General features: G+C 34.7%; 17 protein-coding genes and 1 riboswitch. Of the genes, 6 read left to right on the forward strand and 11 right to left on the reverse strand.

Features of this window, described 5'->3' with window-relative positions; genetic code table 11:
- Positions 1-48 precede the first annotated feature (48 nt).
- Entirely contained in the window at positions 49-1209 is a 1161-nt protein-coding gene (locus BN863_RS08235; RefSeq protein WP_038529483.1) for an iron-containing alcohol dehydrogenase, read from the forward strand.
- Between the two features lie 44 nt (positions 1210-1253).
- On the forward strand, positions 1254-1946 hold the full coding sequence (locus tag BN863_RS08240) for a type 1 glutamine amidotransferase domain-containing protein (protein WP_038529485.1): 693 nt from the start codon (positions 1254-1256) through the stop codon (positions 1944-1946).
- A gap of 1558 nt (positions 1947-3504) precedes the next feature.
- On the opposite strand, the gene BN863_RS08245 is transcribed toward BN863_RS08240, so the two are convergent.
- Positions 3505-4623 (reverse strand): DEAD/DEAH box helicase, encoded by a 1119-nt coding sequence (locus tag BN863_RS08245; RefSeq protein WP_038529487.1) that lies wholly within the window; start codon positions 4621-4623, stop codon positions 3505-3507.
- A gap of 111 nt (positions 4624-4734) precedes the next feature.
- Between BN863_RS08245 and rlmF the strand changes: the two genes are divergently transcribed.
- On the forward strand, positions 4735-5610 hold the full coding sequence (rlmF, locus tag BN863_RS08250) for a 23S rRNA (adenine(1618)-N(6))-methyltransferase RlmF (RefSeq protein WP_038529489.1): 876 nt from the start codon (positions 4735-4737) through the stop codon (positions 5608-5610).
- Positions 5611-6936: 1326 nt separating this feature from the next.
- On the opposite strand, the gene BN863_RS08255 is transcribed toward rlmF, so the two are convergent.
- Together BN863_RS08255 and BN863_RS18260 are read right to left on the reverse strand one after the other, a co-directional pair.
- Positions 6937-8490, reverse strand: a complete 1554-nt coding sequence (locus BN863_RS08255; RefSeq protein ID WP_038529490.1) for a DEAD/DEAH box helicase — start codon at positions 8488-8490, stop codon at positions 6937-6939.
- Positions 8491-8688: 198 nt separating this feature from the next.
- Complete coding sequence (locus tag BN863_RS18260; protein ID WP_197539179.1) at positions 8689-9048, reverse strand: cytochrome c biogenesis protein; 360 nt, start codon at positions 9046-9048, stop codon at positions 8689-8691.
- A 252-nt stretch (positions 9049-9300) separates the two neighbouring features.
- Here BN863_RS18260 and BN863_RS08260 point away from each other — a divergent pair, with 252 nt between their 5' ends.
- Positions 9301-10107, forward strand: coding sequence for a DUF1853 family protein (locus BN863_RS08260; RefSeq protein ID WP_242404087.1), 807 nt, complete (start codon positions 9301-9303; stop codon positions 10105-10107).
- A 34-nt stretch (positions 10108-10141) separates the two neighbouring features.
- Here BN863_RS08260 and moeB read toward each other — a convergent pair whose 3' ends face one another.
- The 8 genes from moeB to thiS form a co-directional block, all read right to left on the reverse strand.
- Entirely contained in the window at positions 10142-11197 is a 1056-nt protein-coding gene (gene moeB, locus BN863_RS08265; RefSeq protein ID WP_038529492.1) for a HesA/MoeB/ThiF family protein, read from the reverse strand.
- 16 nt (positions 11198-11213) lie between these two features.
- A complete protein-coding gene (gene thiH, locus BN863_RS08270) occupies positions 11214-12326 on the reverse strand; it encodes a 2-iminoacetate synthase ThiH (protein ID WP_038529494.1) in 1113 nt (370 codons plus the stop codon).
- Between the two features lie 3 nt (positions 12327-12329).
- A complete protein-coding gene (locus BN863_RS08275; protein WP_038529496.1) occupies positions 12330-13103 on the reverse strand; it encodes a thiazole synthase in 774 nt (257 codons plus the stop codon).
- A complete protein-coding gene (gene thiE, locus BN863_RS08280; RefSeq protein WP_038529498.1) occupies positions 13093-13758 on the reverse strand; it encodes a thiamine phosphate synthase in 666 nt (221 codons plus the stop codon). The genes BN863_RS08275 and thiE overlap by 11 nt, the downstream gene beginning before the upstream one ends.
- Positions 13755-14516: a hydroxymethylpyrimidine/phosphomethylpyrimidine kinase gene (locus tag BN863_RS08285; protein WP_038529500.1), complete on the reverse strand. Its 762-nt coding sequence runs from the start codon at positions 14514-14516 to the stop codon at positions 13755-13757. Before BN863_RS08285 ends, thiE begins: the two co-directional genes overlap by 4 nt.
- Positions 14517-14710: 194 nt before the next feature.
- Positions 14711-15298, reverse strand: coding sequence for a thiamine phosphate synthase (locus tag BN863_RS08290; RefSeq protein WP_038529502.1), 588 nt, complete (start codon positions 15296-15298; stop codon positions 14711-14713).
- A gap of 80 nt (positions 15299-15378) precedes the next feature.
- The gene (gene thiC, locus BN863_RS08295; RefSeq protein ID WP_038529504.1) at positions 15379-17235 is read right to left on the reverse strand and encodes a phosphomethylpyrimidine synthase ThiC; all 1857 of its coding nucleotides are present in this window, start codon (positions 17233-17235) and stop codon (positions 15379-15381) included.
- 90 nt (positions 17236-17325) lie between these two features.
- On the reverse strand, positions 17326-17529 hold the full coding sequence (gene thiS, locus BN863_RS08300) for a sulfur carrier protein ThiS (protein ID WP_038529506.1): 204 nt from the start codon (positions 17527-17529) through the stop codon (positions 17326-17328).
- A 76-nt stretch (positions 17530-17605) separates the two neighbouring features.
- Positions 17606-17699: riboswitch (TPP riboswitch) on the reverse strand.
- Positions 17700-17824: 125 nt separating this feature from the next.
- On the opposite strand from thiS, the gene recQ reads away from it, so the two are divergent.
- Together recQ and BN863_RS08310 are read left to right on the forward strand one after the other, a co-directional pair.
- Positions 17825-19951, forward strand: coding sequence for a DNA helicase RecQ (gene recQ / locus BN863_RS08305; RefSeq protein ID WP_038529508.1), 2127 nt, complete (start codon positions 17825-17827; stop codon positions 19949-19951).
- Between the two features lie 149 nt (positions 19952-20100).
- Positions 20101-21333: a porin family protein gene (locus tag BN863_RS08310; protein ID WP_038529510.1), complete on the forward strand. Its 1233-nt coding sequence runs from the start codon at positions 20101-20103 to the stop codon at positions 21331-21333.
- Positions 21334-21358: the final 25 nt, after the last annotated feature.

The raw sequence follows: 21358 nt of genomic DNA on the forward strand, positions 1-21358 counted from the left end.
TTATCATTAAAAAACAAGTAGGATTAAAAACATATATAATTAGAACTCATGAACAATTTTCAATATAAAAATCCAACAAACATCATTTTCGGAAAAGATACAATCGCAAAATTAGCAGAAGAAATTCCTGCTGATGCAAAAGTATTAATGCTTTACGGTGGTGGTAGTATTAAAAAGAATGGTATTTACGATCAAGTAAAAACAGCTTTAAAGGATATTGAACATTTTGAGTTTGGAGGTATTCCTGCCAATCCAGAATATGCAGTATTACTTGAAGCATTAAAAGTTATAAAAGACAAAGAGATTACATATTTATTAGCTGTAGGTGGTGGTTCTGTAATAGACGGAACTAAATTTTTAGCTGCCGCAGGTGTCTTTGAAGGTGATACACCTTGGGATATTTTAACTAATAAAAAACCAACATTACAAGCGATGCCTTTTGGTACTGTGTTAACTTTACCTGCAACGGGTTCTGAAATGAATTCTGGAGCTGTAATTACACGTGCAGAAACTAAAGAGAAATTAGCAATGGGTGGTGCTGGATTATTTCCTGCATTCTCTATTCTAGATCCACAAGTTATCACATCTATTCCTAGACGTCAGTTAGTGAATGGAATTACAGATGCTTTTACTCATGTTTTAGAACAGTACATGACCTACCCTGCCGGTGCTTTACTACAAGATCGTTTTGCAGAAAGTATCATGCAAACACTTTTAGAAGTTGCTCCTAAAGTTTTAGAAGACCCTTCAGATTATGATGCGGCATCTAACTTTATGTGGAGTTGCACAATGGCATTAAACGGCTTGATTCAAAAAGGAGTACCTACAGATTGGGCTGTACATGCAATGGGACACGAATTAACTGCGCTTTTTGGTATCGACCACGCACGTACATTAGCAATTATTGCACCAAGTCATTACCAATATAATTTTGAATCTAAAAAAGAGAAATTAGCACAATATGCAGAACGTATATGGAATGTTACCGAAGGTTCTTTAGAAGATAAAGCTTATGCTGCTATCGAAAAAACGGAATCCTTTTTTAATGATATGGGTATAGATACAAAACTATCTAAATACACAAATGAATTTGAAGGTACTGCAGAAATTATTGCCAACCGTTTTACAGAACGTGGTTGGTTAGGTTTAGGAGAACACCAATCGCTTAAACCAGAAGATGTAGAAACCATTGTACATATGGCTTATTAATTAAATGTTTTAAGTCGTTTTTATTAACCTTAACATCAAAGATTATGAAAATATTATTTGTCTTAACATCACACGATACATTAGGAGATACAGGAGCAAAAACTGGATTTTGGATTGAAGAATTCGCAAGTCCGTATTATGCTTTACTAGACAACGGTGCCGACATTACCATTGCAACACCTAAAGGTGGACAAGCCCCTATTGATCCAAATAGTGATACTGAAGAAACTGCAACAGCAGCAACAAAACGTTTTGAAACAGATCCAGAAACTCAAGATAGAATTAAAAACACAGTGCCATTATCTAGCATAAACCCTAGCGATTATGAAGCTGTATTTTATCCAGGAGGTCACGGACCACTTTGGGATTTAGCTAACGATGAAACGTCTATTAAATTAATAGAACGTTTTAATGCGGCTAATAAACCTATCGGATTTGTATGTCATGCACCTGCGGCTTTAAAAAGTGTAAAGAATGTAGATGGGACACCTTTAGTACAAGGAAAAAAAGTAACAGGTTTTTCGAATTCTGAAGAAGCGGCCGTACAACTAACAGATGTTGTTCCATTTTTAGTGGAAGATATGTTGAAAGCTAATGGTGGAATTTACTCTAAAGGAGACGATTGGGCCGTTCACGTTTTACAAGACGGAAATTTAATTACAGGTCAGAATCCAGCATCGTCTGAATTGGTTGCTGAAACACTTTTAAAAGTGATTAAACCTTTAATAAACGACTAATTTAATATCCCCGTATTTAATTAAAAAAGCCTTCATTCTTTTATAGATTGAAGGCTTTTATTTTTTTGTGCCAATAGTATGTAATTACAAAGGTCATCGAGCGAAGTCAAGTTGAAGATTAAAAAAGGCTCTCGACTCCGCTCGAGCATCCTGTAAGTGTATTATTTACATGTAAATTACTATCGTAACCCTTAATATAGATTAGAGTTTCATTATTAGATTCTTTGATTCAGAAAAACATGATACTTCAATATTACGGTCATCGCGCGACGTCTGGATGAAGATTAAAAAAGGCTCTCGACTCCGCTCGAGTATCCTGTAAGTATATTATTTACATGTAACTTACTAACGTCACCCTTAATTTAGTTTAGAGTCTCATTATTAGATTTTTTGGTTTAGAAAGACATGATACTTTAATATTACGGTCATCGAGCGAAGTCGAGATGAAGATTAAAAAAGGCTCTCGACTCCGCTCGAGCATCCTGTAAGTATATTATTTACATGTAAATTGCTGTTGTTACCCTTACACTTCAATATTACGGTCATCGAGCGAAGTCGAGATGAGAATTTAACAATGCTCTCGACTCCGCTCGAGCACCCTGTAAGTATATTATTTACATGTAAATTACTATCGTAGCCCTTAATATAAGTTTAGAGTCACATTATTAGATTCTTTGGTTTAGAAAAACATGATACTTCAATATTACGGTCATCGAGCGAAGTCGAGATGAAGACTAGAAAAGGCTCTCGACTCCGCTCGAGCATCTTGTAAGTGTATTATTTACATGTAAATTACTAACGTCACTCTTAATATAGATTAGAGTTTCATTATTAGATTCTTTGATTCAGAAAAACATGATACTTCAATATTACGGTCATCGCGTGACGTCTGGATGAAGATTAAAAAAGGCTCTCGACTCCGCTCGAGCATCCTGTAAGTGTATTATTTACATGTAAATTACTAACGTCACTCTTAATATAAGTTTAGAGTCACATTATTATATTCTTTGGGTTAGAAAAACATGATACTTCAATATTGCGGTCATCGAGCGAAGTCGAGATGAAGACTTAAAAAGGCTCTCGACTCCGCTCGAGCATCCTATAAGTACATTATTTACATGTAAATTACTATCGTCACCCTTAATATAGATTAGAGTTTCATTATTAGATTCTTTGATTCAGAAAGACATGGTACTTTAATATTTCGGTCATCGAGCGAAGTCGAGATGAAGACTTAAAAAGGCTCTCGACTCCGCTCGAGCATCCTATAAGTACATTATTTACATGTAAATTACTATTGTTACCCTTACACTTCAATATTACGGTCATCGAGCGGCGTCGAGATGAGAATTTAATAAGGCTCTCGACTCCGCTCGAGCACCGTGTAAATGTATTATAGGTATATAGATTAATACCGTAACCCTTAATATAGTTTAGAGTCTCATTATTATATTCTTTGGGTTAGAAAAACATGATACTTCAATATTACGGTCATCGCGCGACGTCTGGATGAAGATTAAAAAAGGCTCTCGACTCCGCTCGAGCACCCTTGTAACGATTATATAGAAATCTCTTTAAACTTAATTCCCAATTCTTTATTCATTTCGTGAATACGTTTTAATTCACTACCTAAAATTAAAGCAATAGATTGCCCTGTTTTTCCAGCACGTGCTGTACGTCCGCTGCGGTGTGTGTAATATTCAATGTGTTCTGGTAGTTGATGATGTAATACAAAAGCTAAATCGCTAACATCTATTCCTCTTGCAGATACATCTGTAGAAATTAAGACTTGTAAATTTCCTTTTTTAAAGGCACGCATCACTTTTTCACGATCACGTTGTTGCATATCGCCTTCTAAAGCTTCAACAGAAAATCCTTCTTCTTTTAAGAATTCGGTTAATGTTTTTGTTCCAGCTTTGGTTCTACAAAATATAATACCACGGTCATCTGGTCGTGCTTCTAAAAGACTCAGAATTACATTCTGCTTTTGATCTATAGTGGTTGTAATATAGGTATGCGAAATATTTGCATTTACAAGTTCATTCTTATTTATTACCACGCGAACTGCTTGTGGCGACATATAATGTTCTATAATTTGCTGAATCCCTGAAGGAATCGTTGCCGAAAACAGCCAAGTGTTTTTAGATTTTGGAGTATGGTCTAAGATTTTAGTCAGTGCATCTTTAAACCCCATACTAAGCATTTCATCAGCTTCATCTAAAATCACGGTATTCACTTTTCTAATATCGATAATTTTACGATCTAATAAATCGTTTAAACGTCCAGGAGTAGCCACAATAACATGTGTTGTACGTTTTAAATTCTGTATTTGAATATCTATTTTTTCACCACCGTAAACGCCTTCAACAAAGATTTTAGATTCACCGTATTTCGTGAATTTAAACAATTGCTTTTTTATTTGTTGAACCAGTTCACGTGTTGGCGCTAAAATTAAAGTTTGTACGTGGCTTAATTTCGGGTCAATGTTTTGAAGCATTGGCAATCCGAAAGCTGCCGTTTTTCCTGTTCCTGTTTGTGCTAAACCAATAAAATCTGTTTTCGTTTTTAATAAAACGGGAATTGCTTTTTCTTGAATTTCAGACGGATGTTTTATTCCTAATTCTTTTAAAGCTTGTATAAATTCAGGTGCTACACCTAAGTGTTTAAATGATGCCATAATGTTTATTTCTGATTGCAAAGGTATGGTAATTTAGAGTGCCGTTTAATACAAATTTCAATTTCTAAATTGTTGCTTATATTTAGTTTATCTTTACCACAAATTATATCTATGCACTCTAATAACAAGCATAAAAAATCCTACGATTTTGATGCATTAATTCAAGCGTATCCAAAACTAAATTCGTTTGTATTTACAAGTCCACTTACAAAACAAAAAACTATTCATTTTGAAAAAAGTGATGCTGTTTTTCATTTAAATAAAGCCATTCTTATTGCCGATTACGGTTTAACCGATTGGAGGATTCCGAAAGGGTATCTATGTCCGCCAATTCCTGGACGTGCCGATTATATTCATCATATCCACGATTTATTAGTTGTTGAAAAACTAACTGAGAATGTTTTAGGTTTAGATATTGGTGTTGGTGCTAATACCATCTACCCTATTCTAGGCGCGCAAATCTACGATTGGAAAATGGTGGGTTGCGATACCAGCGCAAGTGCAATAGAAAGTGCTAAGCATAATGTAGGATTAACACCTACGTTGCTTAAAAAGATAGACATCCGTCAGCAACCTACACCTGCTAATATTTTTGAAGGTATTATTAAGCCTGATGAAAAATTTACATTTACCATGTGTAATCCTCCATTTTTCGGATCTGAAGAAGAAGCAACTCGTACAACGAAACAAAAATTGAAGAACCTTAAAAAAGCGGGACCAGCAGAATTGAATTTTGGCGGACAAGCGCATGAATTATGGTGTAATGGTGGTGAGGCTTTATTTATAAAACGTATGATTAAGCAAAGTGTCGCGTTTAAAGATCAAGTAAATTGGTTTACAACACTGGTCTCTAAACAAGAAAATTTAAGCAAGTTAAAAAAGCAATTAGATAAATTAAAAGCGACGCATAAGACGATTTCTATGGAACAAGGAAATAAGAAAAGTAGAATTTTGGCTTGGACGTTTAAAGCGGAATCAGGGTCTTAGATTTATAAGAAAATATAAAAAGAAAAGCGTGTTCAGATAAAATTGAATACGCTTTTTTGGTTTATACTTAAACATATTGGTCATCGAGCGGAGTGGAGATGTAATTAAAAAGCTCTCGACTCCGCTCGAGCGCCCTGTAATTGTATTCTTGTAAATTACTTATCGTCGCCTTGAATGTGCTTTAAGGAATTATAAATTGAATATCTTAGGTGAAATTATGTTGTTACTGGTGAGATATTGAAAAAAGTTCAGTGTGACGACATTTAGGTTTATATTTAATTTTATAGGTTATCGAGCAGAGTCGAGATGTAATTAAAAAGCTCTCGACTCCGCTCGAGCGCCCTGTAATTGTATTCTTGTAAATTACTTATCGTCGCCTTGAATGTGGTTTAGGGAATTATAAATTGAATATCTTAGGTGAAATTATGTTGTTACTGGTGAGATATTGAAACAAGTTCAGTATGACGACATTTTGGTTTATATTTTAATTTTATAGGTCATCGAGCGGAGTCGAGATGTAATTAAAAAGCTCTCGACTCCGCTCGAGCGCTCTGTAATTATATTCTTGTAAATTACTTATCGTCGCCTTGAATGTGGTTTAGGTAATTACAAATTGAGTAACTTAGGTAGAATAATGTTGTTACTTGTGAGATATTGAAACAAGTTCAGTATGACGCCATTTTGGTTTATATTTTAATTTTATAGGTTATCGAGCAGAGTCGAGATGTAATTAAAAAGCTCTCGACTCCGCTCGAGCGCCCTGTAATTATATTCTTGTAAATTACTTATCGTCGCCTTGAATGTGGTTTAGCTAATTACAAATTGAGTAACTTAGGTAGAATAATGTTGTTACTTGTGAGATATTGAAACAAGTTCAGTATGACGCCATTTTGGTTTATATTTTAATTTTATAGATTATCGAGCAGAGTCGAGATGTAATTAAAAAACTCTCGACTCCGCTCGAGCACCCTGTAATTGTATTCTTGTAAATTACTTATCGTCACCTTGAATGTGGTTTAGGGAATTACAAATTGAATATCTAAGGTGAAATTATGTTGTTACTTGTGAGATATTTAAAAAAATTCAGTGTGACGACCTTTAGGTTTATATTTAATTTTATAGGTCATCGAGCGGAGTCGAGATGTAGATTAAAAAGCTCTCGACTCCGCTCGAGCGCCATATCATTGCAAAAAAGGAAAGCGTAATCAGATAAAACTGAGTACGCTTTAGTGTTTTATATTTATTCATGAAGGTCATCGCGTGGAGTCGAGATGAGTTCTAAAAGCTCTGGACTCCGCTCGAGCACCCTAACGTTGCAAGAGAAGTCTATTCTTCTGGTGGATAACCATTTATTTCTTCATATAATTCATCGAAATTTTCGCGAATATATGCTCTTAATTTTTTTCTATAATCGTCGCGTAACCACTCTACAAAATTGTATGTACTTTTACTAATACATTTGGTGTAACGCTGAATTCTATAATCGATGTCATCGCCTAGTTTTTTAGCTAAGTCTAGGGCATCATACATGTCTTCACTGTTTTCTGTACAGATATAAGCATGATGACGAATAGAACGCTCTAATACCACTTTAGAAGACTCCCCTTTTCTAATAGAATCGATATATGTCTTTTTAACATCGAAATATACCGAGTTAGATTTCTTAAATTCAGCACGTAATTCGTCTGGCATTTCGTATCTAAAATTCTCTTCTAATTCGTCGTCACTTAAAATACCATCTAAATAGAAGTTAGGTGATCTAAATATTTTTTGCCAATCTAAATCTGCACCCCATGGTCCGAAACGGTGAAAGTTGTTTCCTAAATCGATTACATTAAATTTCGATTTATTTTTCAAAATACGAGATCCACGACCAATCATTTGGTAGTATAAGGTTAACGACTTGGTCGCACGATTCAGAATAATAGAATCTACAGTAGGCTCATCGAAACCAGTGGTTAAAATACTAACCGATGTTAGAATAGCATCTGGAGTTTCTTTAAACCATTTTAATATTTTTTTACGTTCACTTTTAGTATTGGTATTATCTAAATGTGCAACGTTATAACCTGCTGCTTTAAACGTATCGTATACGTGTAAAGATGTATTAATACCGTTATTAAAGATCAGTGTCTTTTTATGTTTTGAACGTTCCTCGTAAGCTTGAATTAACTTACCAAGCATATCGCTATTGGTATATAAATCTTCTGAAGACTTTACAGTATAATCTCCATTTGCACCAACTACTAATGACGTTAATCCTACATTATAAGAATATACTTCGGCACGTGCTAAGAATTCGTTTTCTATTAAAGACTGAATGGTTTCTCCAACAATTAACTCGTTGTAGTTATCATTCATTGGTAATTTTATATTCGAACTTAAAGGTGTTGCTGTAACACCTAAGATGAAAGATTTATCGAAGAATTTAAAAAGCTTAGTAAAGGAATTGTAGTGCGCTTCATCAATAATAATTAAACCCACATCTGAGATATCTAACTTACCATCGTTTAATCGGTTGTTCAACGTTTCAACCATGGCTACAAAACAACTGTAATCTGCTTGATCTTCTAAATTTGCTTTACTATGAATAACCTTATTGGTAACACCAAATTCTGTTAACATCCCTGAAGTTTGTTTACACAATTCAATACGGTGCGTCATTACAAGCACTTTCTTATTATGATGCTTTAAATATTGCCTTACAATTTCAGAAAATATTACTGTTTTTCCACCTCCAGTTGGTAATTGATATAATAAATGGTAGTCTTCTGGAGCTTCTTCAAAACATTGAAATATCTTGTTTATGGCTCCTTGCTGATAACTATATAAATCTTTTCCGGCGTTTCTTTCTGCTAAATCTGTAGCTGTAACTGACATTTAAATAGGTTTTAAAGGAATGCAAAAATAAGGCCTTTTCTAGGGTTTTTATGCATGATTCTCTAGAAATTATTTAAATCTCATGTTTTTACAATTCAATTGTTAAATAATTAAAAAAAAATAAGAATCGTTAATCTTATTAAGCGATTAATTATCAATATGATAAGATGTATTAAATTATAAAGAAACCACTCTTTTCTATTTTTTTACTTTCCTACGATTTATGTCATATTTGTAATACGCTAAAGCACTTATAATACAAACAATGGCTACTAACACATACACAAATTTTGGAATTGGTACAGGATCTCCTGTTGCATAAGAGTGTAAACCTGACAGGTAATAATTAACTCCAAAAGACGTCATGATGATTGAGAAAAAAGCAAAGACACTTACCATGTTAAGTACATATCTGTTATTTAATTTAGGTACGAAATGTAAGTGTAACACGATAGCATAAATTATAATACTTATTAAAGCCCAAGTTTCTTTAGGGTCCCAAGCCCAATAGCGTCCCCAAGATTCGTTAACCCAAATAGCCGTTGAAAAACTTGCGATAAATAGAGTTGCTAGTAGTTAAAGAAATCGTGAGCATAATCGTACCACGTTTTTGTTTCATCAACTGAATATAGTAAGCCATTTTGATTTTTTTTCATGAAAAAAAAATGGTTACCAAGTCCTAATTTTTAAAATTTTAATTGAATTTAAGAGTTTTTAGGAAATTTCAGCACCGAAAATGACTTTAAAGTGCCTCTAAAAAAGGCATTCTAATTTAGTATATTTAGCCATAACAAAACTAAAATAATTCTGTTGAAATCTAATTTTCACCTTTTCGAAGGATATAAAAACACGCGACCACTTTGGAACGGGCGAAACAGTTGGGGCATGCAACAATTTGAAATGAAAGACCTAAAAAGCAGTCAGCTTAATAGGGCTTTTGATACTAAATTAAGGTTGGGTAAACTTGTAGAACGTTTTGTTGACGTGGAATTGACTGCCCATGATAACATTGAAATTATTGCTGAAAATTTACAAATTCAGAAAGAAAAACGCACACTAGGAGAAATAGATTGCATCTTAAAACGAGATGAGCAATTGATTCATTTAGAAATTATTTACAAGTTTTATTTATATGATCCCGAAGTGGGAATCACAGAATTTGATCACTGGATTGGTCCAAACAGAAAAGATTCACTGGTGGATAAACTGACGAAGTTACACGAGAAACAACTTCCCTTATTATTTAACCCGGAAACTAAAAAATACTTAGATGCATTTGAAATTTCATCAGATCATATAGAACAGCAGGTCTATTTTAAAGCACAATTATTTTTGCCTTACGGATTAAAAACAAATGTATTTACAGAATTAAATCCAGATTGTGTTACAGGATTTTATATTAGGCATACAGAACTCGAGCTGTTTCAAGACTGCAAGTTTTATATGCCTAAAAAAACAGATTGGTTATGTGAGATTCAAATTCAATTACCTTGGATGAATTTCAACACTTTTAAAACCCAACTTCAACCATTAATAGATACTAAAACGTCACCATTATGCTGGATAAAACGCCCAAATGGTGTCACCGAAAAATGTTTTGTAGTCTGGTGGAACTAAATGCATCAACACCAGTATTTTTATATGCCCAATTTTAAATAGGTTGCTGTAAGCCGTCTTTTAAATTGTATAATTTATTTTTCACGTTTAAAGTTTTTAAAATATTTACAGCTTGCAAACTACGTCTCCCTGTCTGACAATACACTAAGATTGGTTTTTTAGTATCTATTTCAAAAAAACGTTCTTCTAATTCTTTAAGAGGTATGTGATAGTCGTGAGACAAATGAAACATATTGTGTTCCTTTTCTGTTCTTACATCTAACACAAATAAATTGTCTTTATGTTTTAAGTATTCATCGAAGGTTAAGGATTTCATCGACGAATTTATATTTATATCTTCATCGACATCGGCTATATAGGTTACATGCGAATTAACCGTTTTATCGTAAGTAATAATGTTCTGACTCATAGAGAGTGCATTAAATACCAATAGTTTTCCTGATAACACTTCGCCTATCTCACAAATCATTTTAACAACTTCGTTAGCTTGTAATAAACCTACAATTCCAGGTAGTACACCTAAAACACCAGCTTCTTCGCAGTTTAGAGTGTCTTGAGATGCTTTTGGATATAAACATCGGTATGTTGGTCCGTTTTTATAATTGTAAGTTGTAACCTGACCTTCAAATTTAAATATAGATCCAAAAACAACAGGTTTTTCAGCCAACACCGCTGCATCATTTATTAAGTAACGGGTGTTAAAATTATCTGTACCGTCTACAATAATATCATAAGACTTAAATATTTTTATTGCGTTAGATTTTGTTAAACGCTCGATATACGATTTAAATTTCACAAACTTATTAAGCTGTTCTAATTTTGAAATCGCACAAGACACTTTAAACTTTCCAATATCGTTATAACCGTATAGCACTTGGCGCTGTAAATTGGTTTGATCCACACTATCATGATCAATAATTCCAATTACACCTACACCTGCTGCTGTTAAATATTGTAAAATTGGACATCCTAAACCACCAGCTCCAACAACTAAAACTTTAGCTGCTTTTAATTTATTTTGACCGGCTTCGCCAATATCTTCTAAAGTTAAATGGCGTTTGTACTGTAAATGTTCTTCTTTATTTAGCATGACGTAAATTTAATAATTATTGCCAATTGTTTTCCCAATCTTTCCAAACAACTTCTAATCCTTTAGATTTTAACATTTCAGTAAACGATTCTGTAGAACGTTCATCTGAAATTTCAAATTGCTCTAACGATTGTTTTTCAACAACATAACCCCCTGGGTTAGTCTTAGATTCTGCGCTAATAGAAGTGATTCCTAAATTAACAATATGATTTCTAAACAGCTCACTTTCTCGTGTAGACATAGATAACTCTAAATCTTCATCTAACAATCTGAAAGCACAAATAAGCTGTACAAGATTACTGTCTGTCATTTCAACTTTAGGTTCTAATCCGCCTGAAAACGGACGTAACCGCGGAAAAGACATGGAATATTTTGTTTTCCAATAGGTTTTCTGAAGGTATTTAAAATGAAGCGCCGTAAAAAAACTGTCGGCACGCCAATCTTCTAAACCATACAAACTGCCTAAACCTATTTTATGAATTCCAGCTTTTCCTAAACGATCAGGCGTATCTAAACGATAATCAAAATTAGATTTTTTTCCTTTCGGATGATGCTTTTTATATTCGTCACGATGATACGTTTCTTGATATACTAAAACCGCATACAAACCATTTTCTATAAGTAATTCGTACTCCTCTTGATCTAACGGTTGGACTTCTATGGTAATATTCGAAAATTGAGAACGTATAAGTTGAATGGCATTTTTTAGATACTCCACACCTACTGTGCGGTTGGCTTCACCAGTAACCAATAAAATATGGTCGTAACCTTTCGACTTTAAAAACGCAGTTTCTTTTAAGATTTCAGCATCCGTTAAGGTTCTACGCGGAATCTTATTCGTCATACTAAAACCGCAATAGGTGCAAATGTTTTGACATTCATTACTTAAATACATAGGGGCATACATTTGTATGGTATTCCCGAAACGTTTTTTAGTAATCTGCTGACTCAGTTGTGCCATGTCCTCTAAATACGGTGCGGCTGCAGGAGAAATTAAAGCTTTAAAATCTTCTAAATCGCGTACAGATTTACCTAAAGCCTGCAACACATCGTTTTCGGTTTTTGAGTAAATACTTTGTAAGGTGTCATCCCAATTATACGTATTTAAAATTGTTTTAAAAGAGCTCATAAGCTAAGTATTTAAAAAACTAGTTAACGGACTACTGGCTTCTGCAGTTTGTCGTAATGGAGCCAATTTTGCGTGATATGCCATGCGACCAGCTTGTATAGCCAGCTTAAAAGCTATTCCCATTTCTATAGGATTTTGAGATACCGCAATAGCTGTATTTACTAACACTGCATCTGCACCTAATTCCATAGCATGAGTTGCATGCGACGGACTCCCAATACCGGCATCTACAATAACAGGAACATTACTCTGGGCAATAATAATTTCTAAAAACTCTAAGGTTTTTAAGCCTTTATTACTTCCAATTGGTGCACCTAAAGGCATGACACATTGCACGCCTACATCTTCTAAGCGTTTGCATAACACAGGATCTGCATGTATGTATGGCATAACCACAAAACCTTCTTTTACCAAAATTTCGGCAGCTTTTAAAGTTTCAATAGGATCTGGTAATAAATATTTTGGATCGGGATGAATTTCTAATTTCACCCAATTGGTTTGTAAGGCTTCACGCGACAAATGTGCTGCAAACACAGCTTCTTCTGCTGTTCTAACTCCAGAAGTATTAGGCAATAAATGTATAGATGAATGATTTAAGTGCGTTAATATATCGTCTTTATTATCAGAAACATCCACACGTTTTAAAGCTACAGTTACCAATTCACTTTCTGAAGCTAAAATAGCTTCACGCATCAATTCAGAATTGCTGAATTTTCCTGTTCCAGTAAATAAACGTGAGCCAAATGTTTTGTCTGCAATCGTTAAATTATCCTGCATTGTCCTCATCTGTTTTATTCATTTTATATACTTGTTCTTGTGTACTCGGACCGTTTAAAATTTTATTAAATTCGGGAATAGCATTAAAATTCTGTGTGAGTTCTCCAGATACTGCCACACCATAAATTCCTGTGTCTATAAGTTCGGGCACATCATTAAGAGTGATGCCACCAATAGCCACAATCGGGATGTCCGACTGCACTGAATTTAGAATAGATTTATAGCCGCCAATTCCTAAAATAGGTCCTAATTTAGATTTAGTAGTGGTGAAGCGAAACGGTCCTAAACCAATATAATCTATCTTTTTTTCGATAAGGTTTTTACAGTCTTCAAGCGTATTCGCTGTACCTCCAATGCGATACCATTTACCTAAATACTCCCGAACCTCTAATGGACAACCATCGTCTTTCCCTAAATGCACACCATCGGCATTTACAGCCTTAGCTACTTTATAGAAATCGTTAATTATTAATCGCGTCTGAAAATGCATCGTGATTTCTCGTGCTTTCTTAGCTGTATCTAATACAATGGCTTCATCGAAATTCTTCATTCGTAATTGAATCCAATCTGCTCCTGCACTACATGCGGCTTGAACATATTCTAAATGTTGTTCGGCCGTGTCTCCTTGTGTGATATACTGTAATTTACTTATCATAAGTTTTTGTAATTATGTGTTCCTAACAGCGAGTCATTTGAATTTAGAAACTGTTCTGTGTATTGTTTTGCTAATTTACACGCATCTTCTAAATCCATGTTTTTCATAAAATTAGAGGCTAATGCGGCCGAAATAACACAACCACTGCCATGTTTTTCATGGATTTTCTGAACACCTGGTCTAAAATTAATTTGTACAATACCGCTGTGGTAAATTTCGTCCCAACCTTTTTTGTCGGCACGATGGCCCCCTTTTAAATAAATATTTGTTTTTTGAGATATAAACTCAATGGTTTCTGAAATGGATTTATTTGGTAATAGATTCTGAATTTCATCGTAATTAGGAGTTATAAAATAGCATGTATCTAAAACATTATTGAATGTTTCAAAATCTGAATCGGTGTGGAAATCGAATCCTGAACTCGCTTGCATAATAGGATCTAAAATGATTTTTATGGTTGGGTTAAATCGTAATAACGTGTCTACAACTTCAGAAAGCACTTGCCAAGATTCTATAATTCCAATTTTAACCACATCGATAGTAAAACGCTCGAACAACGTTTCGATTTGTTGAATAATTATGGATGCTTCAATCCAAACACAATTTTTAAAATCGATATCGTTTTGCACCGTTACTGCTGTACAAACCGATAAACCATATAATCCATGTGCTTCAAATGTTTTAATATCGGATGTGATTCCCGCACCACTTGAAGGGTCGAGTCCTGCAATTGTTAATATGAATGTTTTGTTATTCATTAATGTTTGTTTAATTCTTTCATATTATCCTGAATTTAGTTCGTGGACTCAAAATTATTAGAACTATTTTATATGTATGTTTAAAGATAATTATGTTCTTTATGTGCTGAAACAAGTTCCGCATAACGACACAAACAACATTCTATTTCTAAAAGTTGAATATACCAATACCCTGAACCTGTTTCAGCGCCTTATTATTTAAATTGACTTTGTATCTTATTAAAAACATCTAGAGGATTTTCGCTATTCCAAATCCCGCCTAAAACACCAACACCCTTATAACCTAATTTTTTAAAGGTTTCAATATTAAATTCTGTCACACCGCCCATACCAATAACAATTTTATCGATATGATTGACATCAAATCCTCGACCTACATATCCTGCTTTTGAAATGGATGAAAACACCGGACTCAACAAATGGTAATCGAATTCGAAATAACAATGAGCCAAATCTTCGGGTTCATGGAACGAGGAACTTATGGTTTTACCAAACATGTTTAAACCTTTAAAATACTGTCCTGGATTATCGATATGATCAATACGTTTTTGCTCTTGAAAATGAATGCCTTTTAAATTGAATACATTAACCAGTTCATGAACATAATGCACCACAATTCTGTTGTGAAATTGCGTATCAATCTCTTTTAAATAAGTCACGTGTTCTTCGTAATTCTTATTCGGTTTCCGCAAATGATAATATTGCAGACCGGCTTCAAAAAGCTGATGTAAGATTTCAATTTCGTTAGGTAAATCTGTTTCAGGTGCTATGAGTACAATCATCTCTATAAATCATTAAAAGTGAACAATTAGTAATGCAAGACAAGCACAAGCCAACTATACATTACTAACTGTAATATGGTTTAAAGATACACTTCACTCCCTTTATTTTTGAATTCTTCCGACTTTTCTTCCATGCCTTTTGTAAACACTTCGTCTCCAATTATTTCGTTAACTGCAGCAAAATCCCTTACTTCTTGGGAAATCTTCATCGAACAGAATTTCGGTCCGCACATCGAACAGAAATGCGCTATTTTAGCACCTTCTGCAGGCAATGTTTCATCATGATATTCTCGAGCCAATTCTGGGTCTAAAGCCAAATTAAATTGATCTTCCCAACGGAATTCAAAACGCGCTTTACTTAAAGCATCATCACGGTGTTGGGCTCCTGGATGTCCTTTTGCTAAATCTGCCGCATGTGCTGCTAATTTATAGGTTACCACTCCCGTGCGTACATCGTCTTTATTTGGTAACCCCAAGTGCTCTTTAGGTGTTACATAGCACAACATGGCGCAACCAAACCAACCAATCATAGCGGCTCCAATACCCGATGTGATATGATCGTATCCCGGAGCGATATCTGTGGTTAAGGGACCTAAAGTATAAAATGGCGCTTCTTCACACGCTTCTAACTGCTTGTCCATATTGGCCTTAATCATGTGCATTGGAACGTGTCCCGGTCCTTCTATAAAGGTTTGTACATCGTGTTTCCATGCAATTTTAGTCAGTTCACCCAAAGTTTCTAATTCTGCAAATTGTGCTTCGTCATTGGCATCGGCAATACATCCTGGACGTAATCCGTCACCTAATGAGAACGCGACATCGTAAGCTTTCATAATCTCACAAATCTCTTCAAAATGCGTGTATAAAAAACTTTCTTTATGATGCGCTAAACACCATTTCGCCATGATTGATCCACCACGAGACACAATACCTGTAATACGTTTTGCCGTCATAGGCACATAACGTAAACGCACACCAGCATGAATGGTGAAATAATCGACACCTTGCTCGGCTTGTTCGATTAAAGTATCACGAAAAATCTCCCAAGTTAAATCTTCGGCCTTACCATTTACTTTTTCTAAAGCTTGGTAAATAGGTACAGTTCCGATTGGTACTGGCGAATTACGAATAATCCACTCACGAGTTTCATGAATATTTTCTCCAGTTGATAAATCCATGATGTTATCGGCGCCCCAGCGGCATGCCCAAACTGCTTTTTCAACTTCTTCTTCTATACTAGATGTTGTAGCCGAATTCCCGATATTAGCGTTAATCTTTACTAAAAAATTCCGACCAATAATCATCGGTTCACTTTCTGGGTGATTAATGTTTGAAGGCAATACGGCACGTCCACGAGCAATTTCTTCTCGTACAAATTCAGCTGTAATTTTCTGCGGAATTGACGCTCCGAAATCTTGACCTTTATGTTGTTCAGACAAGCGAATGGCTTCATCAATTTTTTGATTTTCACGAATCGCAACATATTCCATTTCTGGCGTAATAATCCCCTGTCTGGCATAATGCATTTGCGATACATTTTTGCCTGCTTTAGCTCGAAATGGCTTTTTAACATCTGCAAATCGTAAATGATCGAGTTCTGCATTATTCATACGCTCATTACAGTAGTTTGATGAGAACGCATCTAATTGTTCAACATCTCCACGTTTTAAAACCCAAGGTTCACGAATGCGCTCAATTCCTTGATGCACATTAATATCCTTATCAGGATCGGTGTATGGTCCAGAAGTATCATAAACCGTAATCGGCTGATTTGGAGTTCGAGATTTTGTTAAGGAATCTACGGTATCACTCAATGCTATTTCTCGCATAGCCACTTGTAATTCAGGGAATAATTCGCCTTGTACGTAAATTTTCTTTGAATTTGGAAACGGATTTCTAGTCACACCATTTTGCGGTGCTGTGTCTTTTTTCTTCATGGTTATTCATTAAATTAAAGCGCAAACAACTTGTGTATACACCGAATTAATTAGGTTAAATGAGATTGTGATATAAAAAAAGAAACAGTTCTAGCCGCCTTGTGTGGCTTGAATAATCAGGATATTATCGTTGTTTAAAACTGTAGTTTTTTCCCAATTAAAATAAGGCACAACAGTATTATTAACAGCCACTGCAATACCATTTTGAATGGGACTTAGTTTAGAAACGATAGTTGCAAGCGAAGTGTTTTCGGCAACCTGATGTTTTGTATTGTTTACGTTTATAGATATCATAATCTTGATTTAGATAAATTTCCATAAACTTTTAAAGGATAAACCGAATTTGAACTCGGTTTTAGTGAAATGATTTTGAAAAGTGCTAACTTTTTCCTCCGGCTGTATAAACAGCGTCAGGTTCAAAGGATATTTCTCAAACTACATAGTAGTTACTCCTAAAGTTTATTTTTTGTTCTTACAAACTTAAAGGATTTTAATTCATGAAAGCAAATTTTTGTGAAAGAAATTAAAAAAAATGTTTTGTGGTTTACTGAGTTGTTTCTCTTAATTTTGCCATTCGAAAAAAAGACGCATGCCACTACCCGATTATAAAAAATTACTACTTCCAACTTTAAAAAAACATTTTGGATACGACCAGTTTCGTACCCAACAGCAAGATATTATAGAATATGTGCTTGAAGGAAACGATGCCCTAGTAATTATGCCTACTGGAGGTGGAAAATCGATATGTTTTCAGGTGCCTGCTTTGCTTTTTGAAGGCATAACAATAGTGGTTTCTCCCCTTATTGCGTTAATGAAAGATCAGGTTGATGGATTAAAAGCCAACGGTATTGATGCCAATTTTTATAATAGTAGTCAGTCGTCTGAAGAGCAACAAGCCATTTTAGAACAGGTTATAAAAGCAGAGTTAAAACTTCTATACGTTGCGCCAGAAAGTCTTGCGGGTTTATCTAATATTTTAAACGAGCGGTATGTAAGTTGTATTGCCATTGACGAAGCGCATTGTATTTCGTCTTGGGGCCATGATTTTCGTCCGTCGTACCAACAACTCGGTTTCTTAAAAAAATCGCTACCCAATATTCCGATTATAGCGTTAACTGCCACGGCAGATAAAGCTACACGTCAGGATATTTTAGATCAGTTACAAATTCCGAATGCGCAACAATTTATATCCTCTTTCGACAGACAAAATATTTCTTTAGAAGTGCGTTCTGGTACTGAAAAAGTAAAACAGATTATCAGTTTTGTAAAAAAACATCCTAATCAGTCTGGAATTATTTACTGTTTAAGTAGAAAGAACACTGAAGAACTTGCGAAGAAATTAAACAGCAACGGTATTCCTGCCACAGCCTATCATGCCGGACTTAATTTTAACGAACGCAATAAAGTTCAAGAAGATTTTGTTTACGACACTACTCAGGTGGTTTGTGCTACGGTTGCTTTCGGAATGGGAATTGACAAATCGAATGTCCGCTGGGTAATCCACCACAATATGCCTAAAAATATTGAAGGGTATTATCAGGAAATTGGTCGTGGGGGTCGTGATGGCTTAAAAGCTCATGCTCTACTGTTTCATAGTTATGCCGATGTAATTCAATTACGTCGTTTTGCTTCGGGAGCTTCTAATGAAGAGGTTCAGATTGCGAAGTTGGAACGTATGAAACAATTTAGTGAAGCTACAACATGCCGGCGAAAAATCTTGCTAAGTTACTTTGGTGAGTTATTAGAAGAAAATTGTGGAAATTGTGACGTGTGCAAGAATCCGCCACAAATTTTCGACGGTACTATTATCGCACAAAAAATATTATCTGCTGTGTATCGTCTTAAAGAGAAAGAAGCGATAGGGACTATTTTAGATGTGTTACGAGGGTCTCATAATGCTAATATTTTAGAGAAGGGTTACGATAAATTAAAAACCTTTGGCATAGGTAGAGATGTGGCTTGGAAAGATTGGCAACATTTTATTATTCAACTTATGAATCAAGGGTATTGCGAGATTGCATTTCATAAAAATAATGCCTTACAACTCACCGAATTTTCTAATAATGTATTGTTTAAAGGCGCTAAAGTATCGTTAACACGACCGGTGCATATTGCCGAGCCAAAAGTTAAAGAAAAAGTAAAACGTACGAAGGTTAAACGTGGTGCATCAAAAACGACTGCCGATTCGTTATTTGAACGTTTACGTCAGTTGCGTTATAAAATTTCGAAAGAAGAAAACATTCCGGCTTACCTTATTTTTAGTGACAAAACCTTGATGGAAATGGAACGCGACCGCCCGATGAGTATCATGGATTTAATGGATGTAAGCGGTGTTGGTCAGCATAAAGCAGAAACGTATGGTGATGAATTTATTGAAGAAATCATGAAGTTTCTGGGGTCTAAACCTAAGAAAGAGAAAAAACGTTCGACCCATTTAGTGACTTACGATTTGTATAAAAAAGGACTCTCCATTGAAGAAATTTCTATGCAACGTAAATTGAGAGATACTACGGTTTACTCGCACATTGCAAAGCTTCATAGTGACGGAAAAGATATTAATATTTATGATTTTGTTTCTAAACGGGAAGTTGAAGATGTGAAAAAAGCTAAAGAAAACATAGAAGGTTCTACCTCATTAAAAGCATATTACGATTACTTTGATGAACAATTAGATTACTTCAAAATTCGTTTAGCGCTAAGTGTTATTGACAACTAAATTCGTATAGTTTTCTAAATCTTCTAACCATAAACCATTATATATTAGCATACAGAATGCTATATAAATGGCATTTGAGTAGATTTAAACTAATAAAAATTATTTTATAATTTAGAGTTTATTAAATTCGTATCGACTATTTAGACCTTATGAAAAAATCGACCAAATCATTATTTTATTTACTTCTGTCTTGCCTTTTTTTGTCGACTGCTTTAAGTTACGGACAAGACAAATCTGTTGCGTTAAAAGATTCAACGGCGGTTAAGAAGCAAAAAATTGAAATTGAATATACCGATGAAGGCTTTGAGTTTAAAACTTCTGATGAGAAATATGCCCTTCATATAGAATCGCGTTTACAATTTAGATTTTCCACTCCAAGTGATTTAAATCCGGTAACCTACGATGAAATATATTCCGAAAAGGAAACGGTTTTTAAGATAAACAGAGCACGTTTAAAAGTAGGGGGTCACGCTTATAAACCTTGGTTAAAATACTACTGGGAATACGAAGTATCTGCTGGAAATCTTATGGATTTCAGGGTTATGATTGAAAAGTATTCGTTCTTTAAAATTAAAGTTGGGCAATGGAAAACCTATTACAATCGAGAACGTGTAATTTCTTCTGGAAAACAACAAATGGCAGACCGTTCTATTTTAACGCGTCCTTTTACCCTAGATAGACAGCAAGGTATTGAGTTTTATGGTAGAATTAACCCGAGCAAATTTGCCGATATTACATATCACGCTTCCATTTTAACAGGTACGGGACGTGGTTCCACAGAAAATGACGACGAACATTTAATGTATGTGGGGCGTTTACAATATAATTTTATGGGGCGTGAATTGAGTTTCACGGGTTCAGATTTGGCCTATCATGATGACTTTACCGGATTAATTGCTGTAGCGGGAACTACTAACCGAAGTCCATACACGCGTTTTTCTCAAGCTGGTGGCGGACAATTAGTTGGTTTTGAAGATGGTGTAGACGGACAATATAAAGTCAATCAATTTTTACTAGAAACTGCCTTTATGTATCGTGGATTATCTTGGCAAAACGAATTTCATACTAAAGAAATTTACGATTATGTAAATGACCAAACCACTAATTTAAAAGGTGCATATTTTCAGTCTGGATATTTTTTCCATAGTATTTGGCCTAAGTTTCCAAAACCCTTAGAGGTTGCGGCGCGCTATGCTTATTACATTCCGAATACACATTTGTCTAATAATTTAGAAGAAGAATTTGTTTTGGCATTTAACTGGTTTTTTAATGGTCATAGAAATAAGTTAACGTCTGAAGTTACATACTTCAACTTTCAAGACCAGACCGGAATTTACGATAACGGCTTACGTTTTAGAGTACAATGGGATATTTCTTTTTAAAATATCATCTTTATGTATAGAAAAC

Source organism: Formosa agariphila KMM 3901 (assembly GCF_000723205.1).
Lineage (GTDB): Bacteria > Bacteroidota > Bacteroidia > Flavobacteriales > Flavobacteriaceae > Formosa > Formosa agariphila.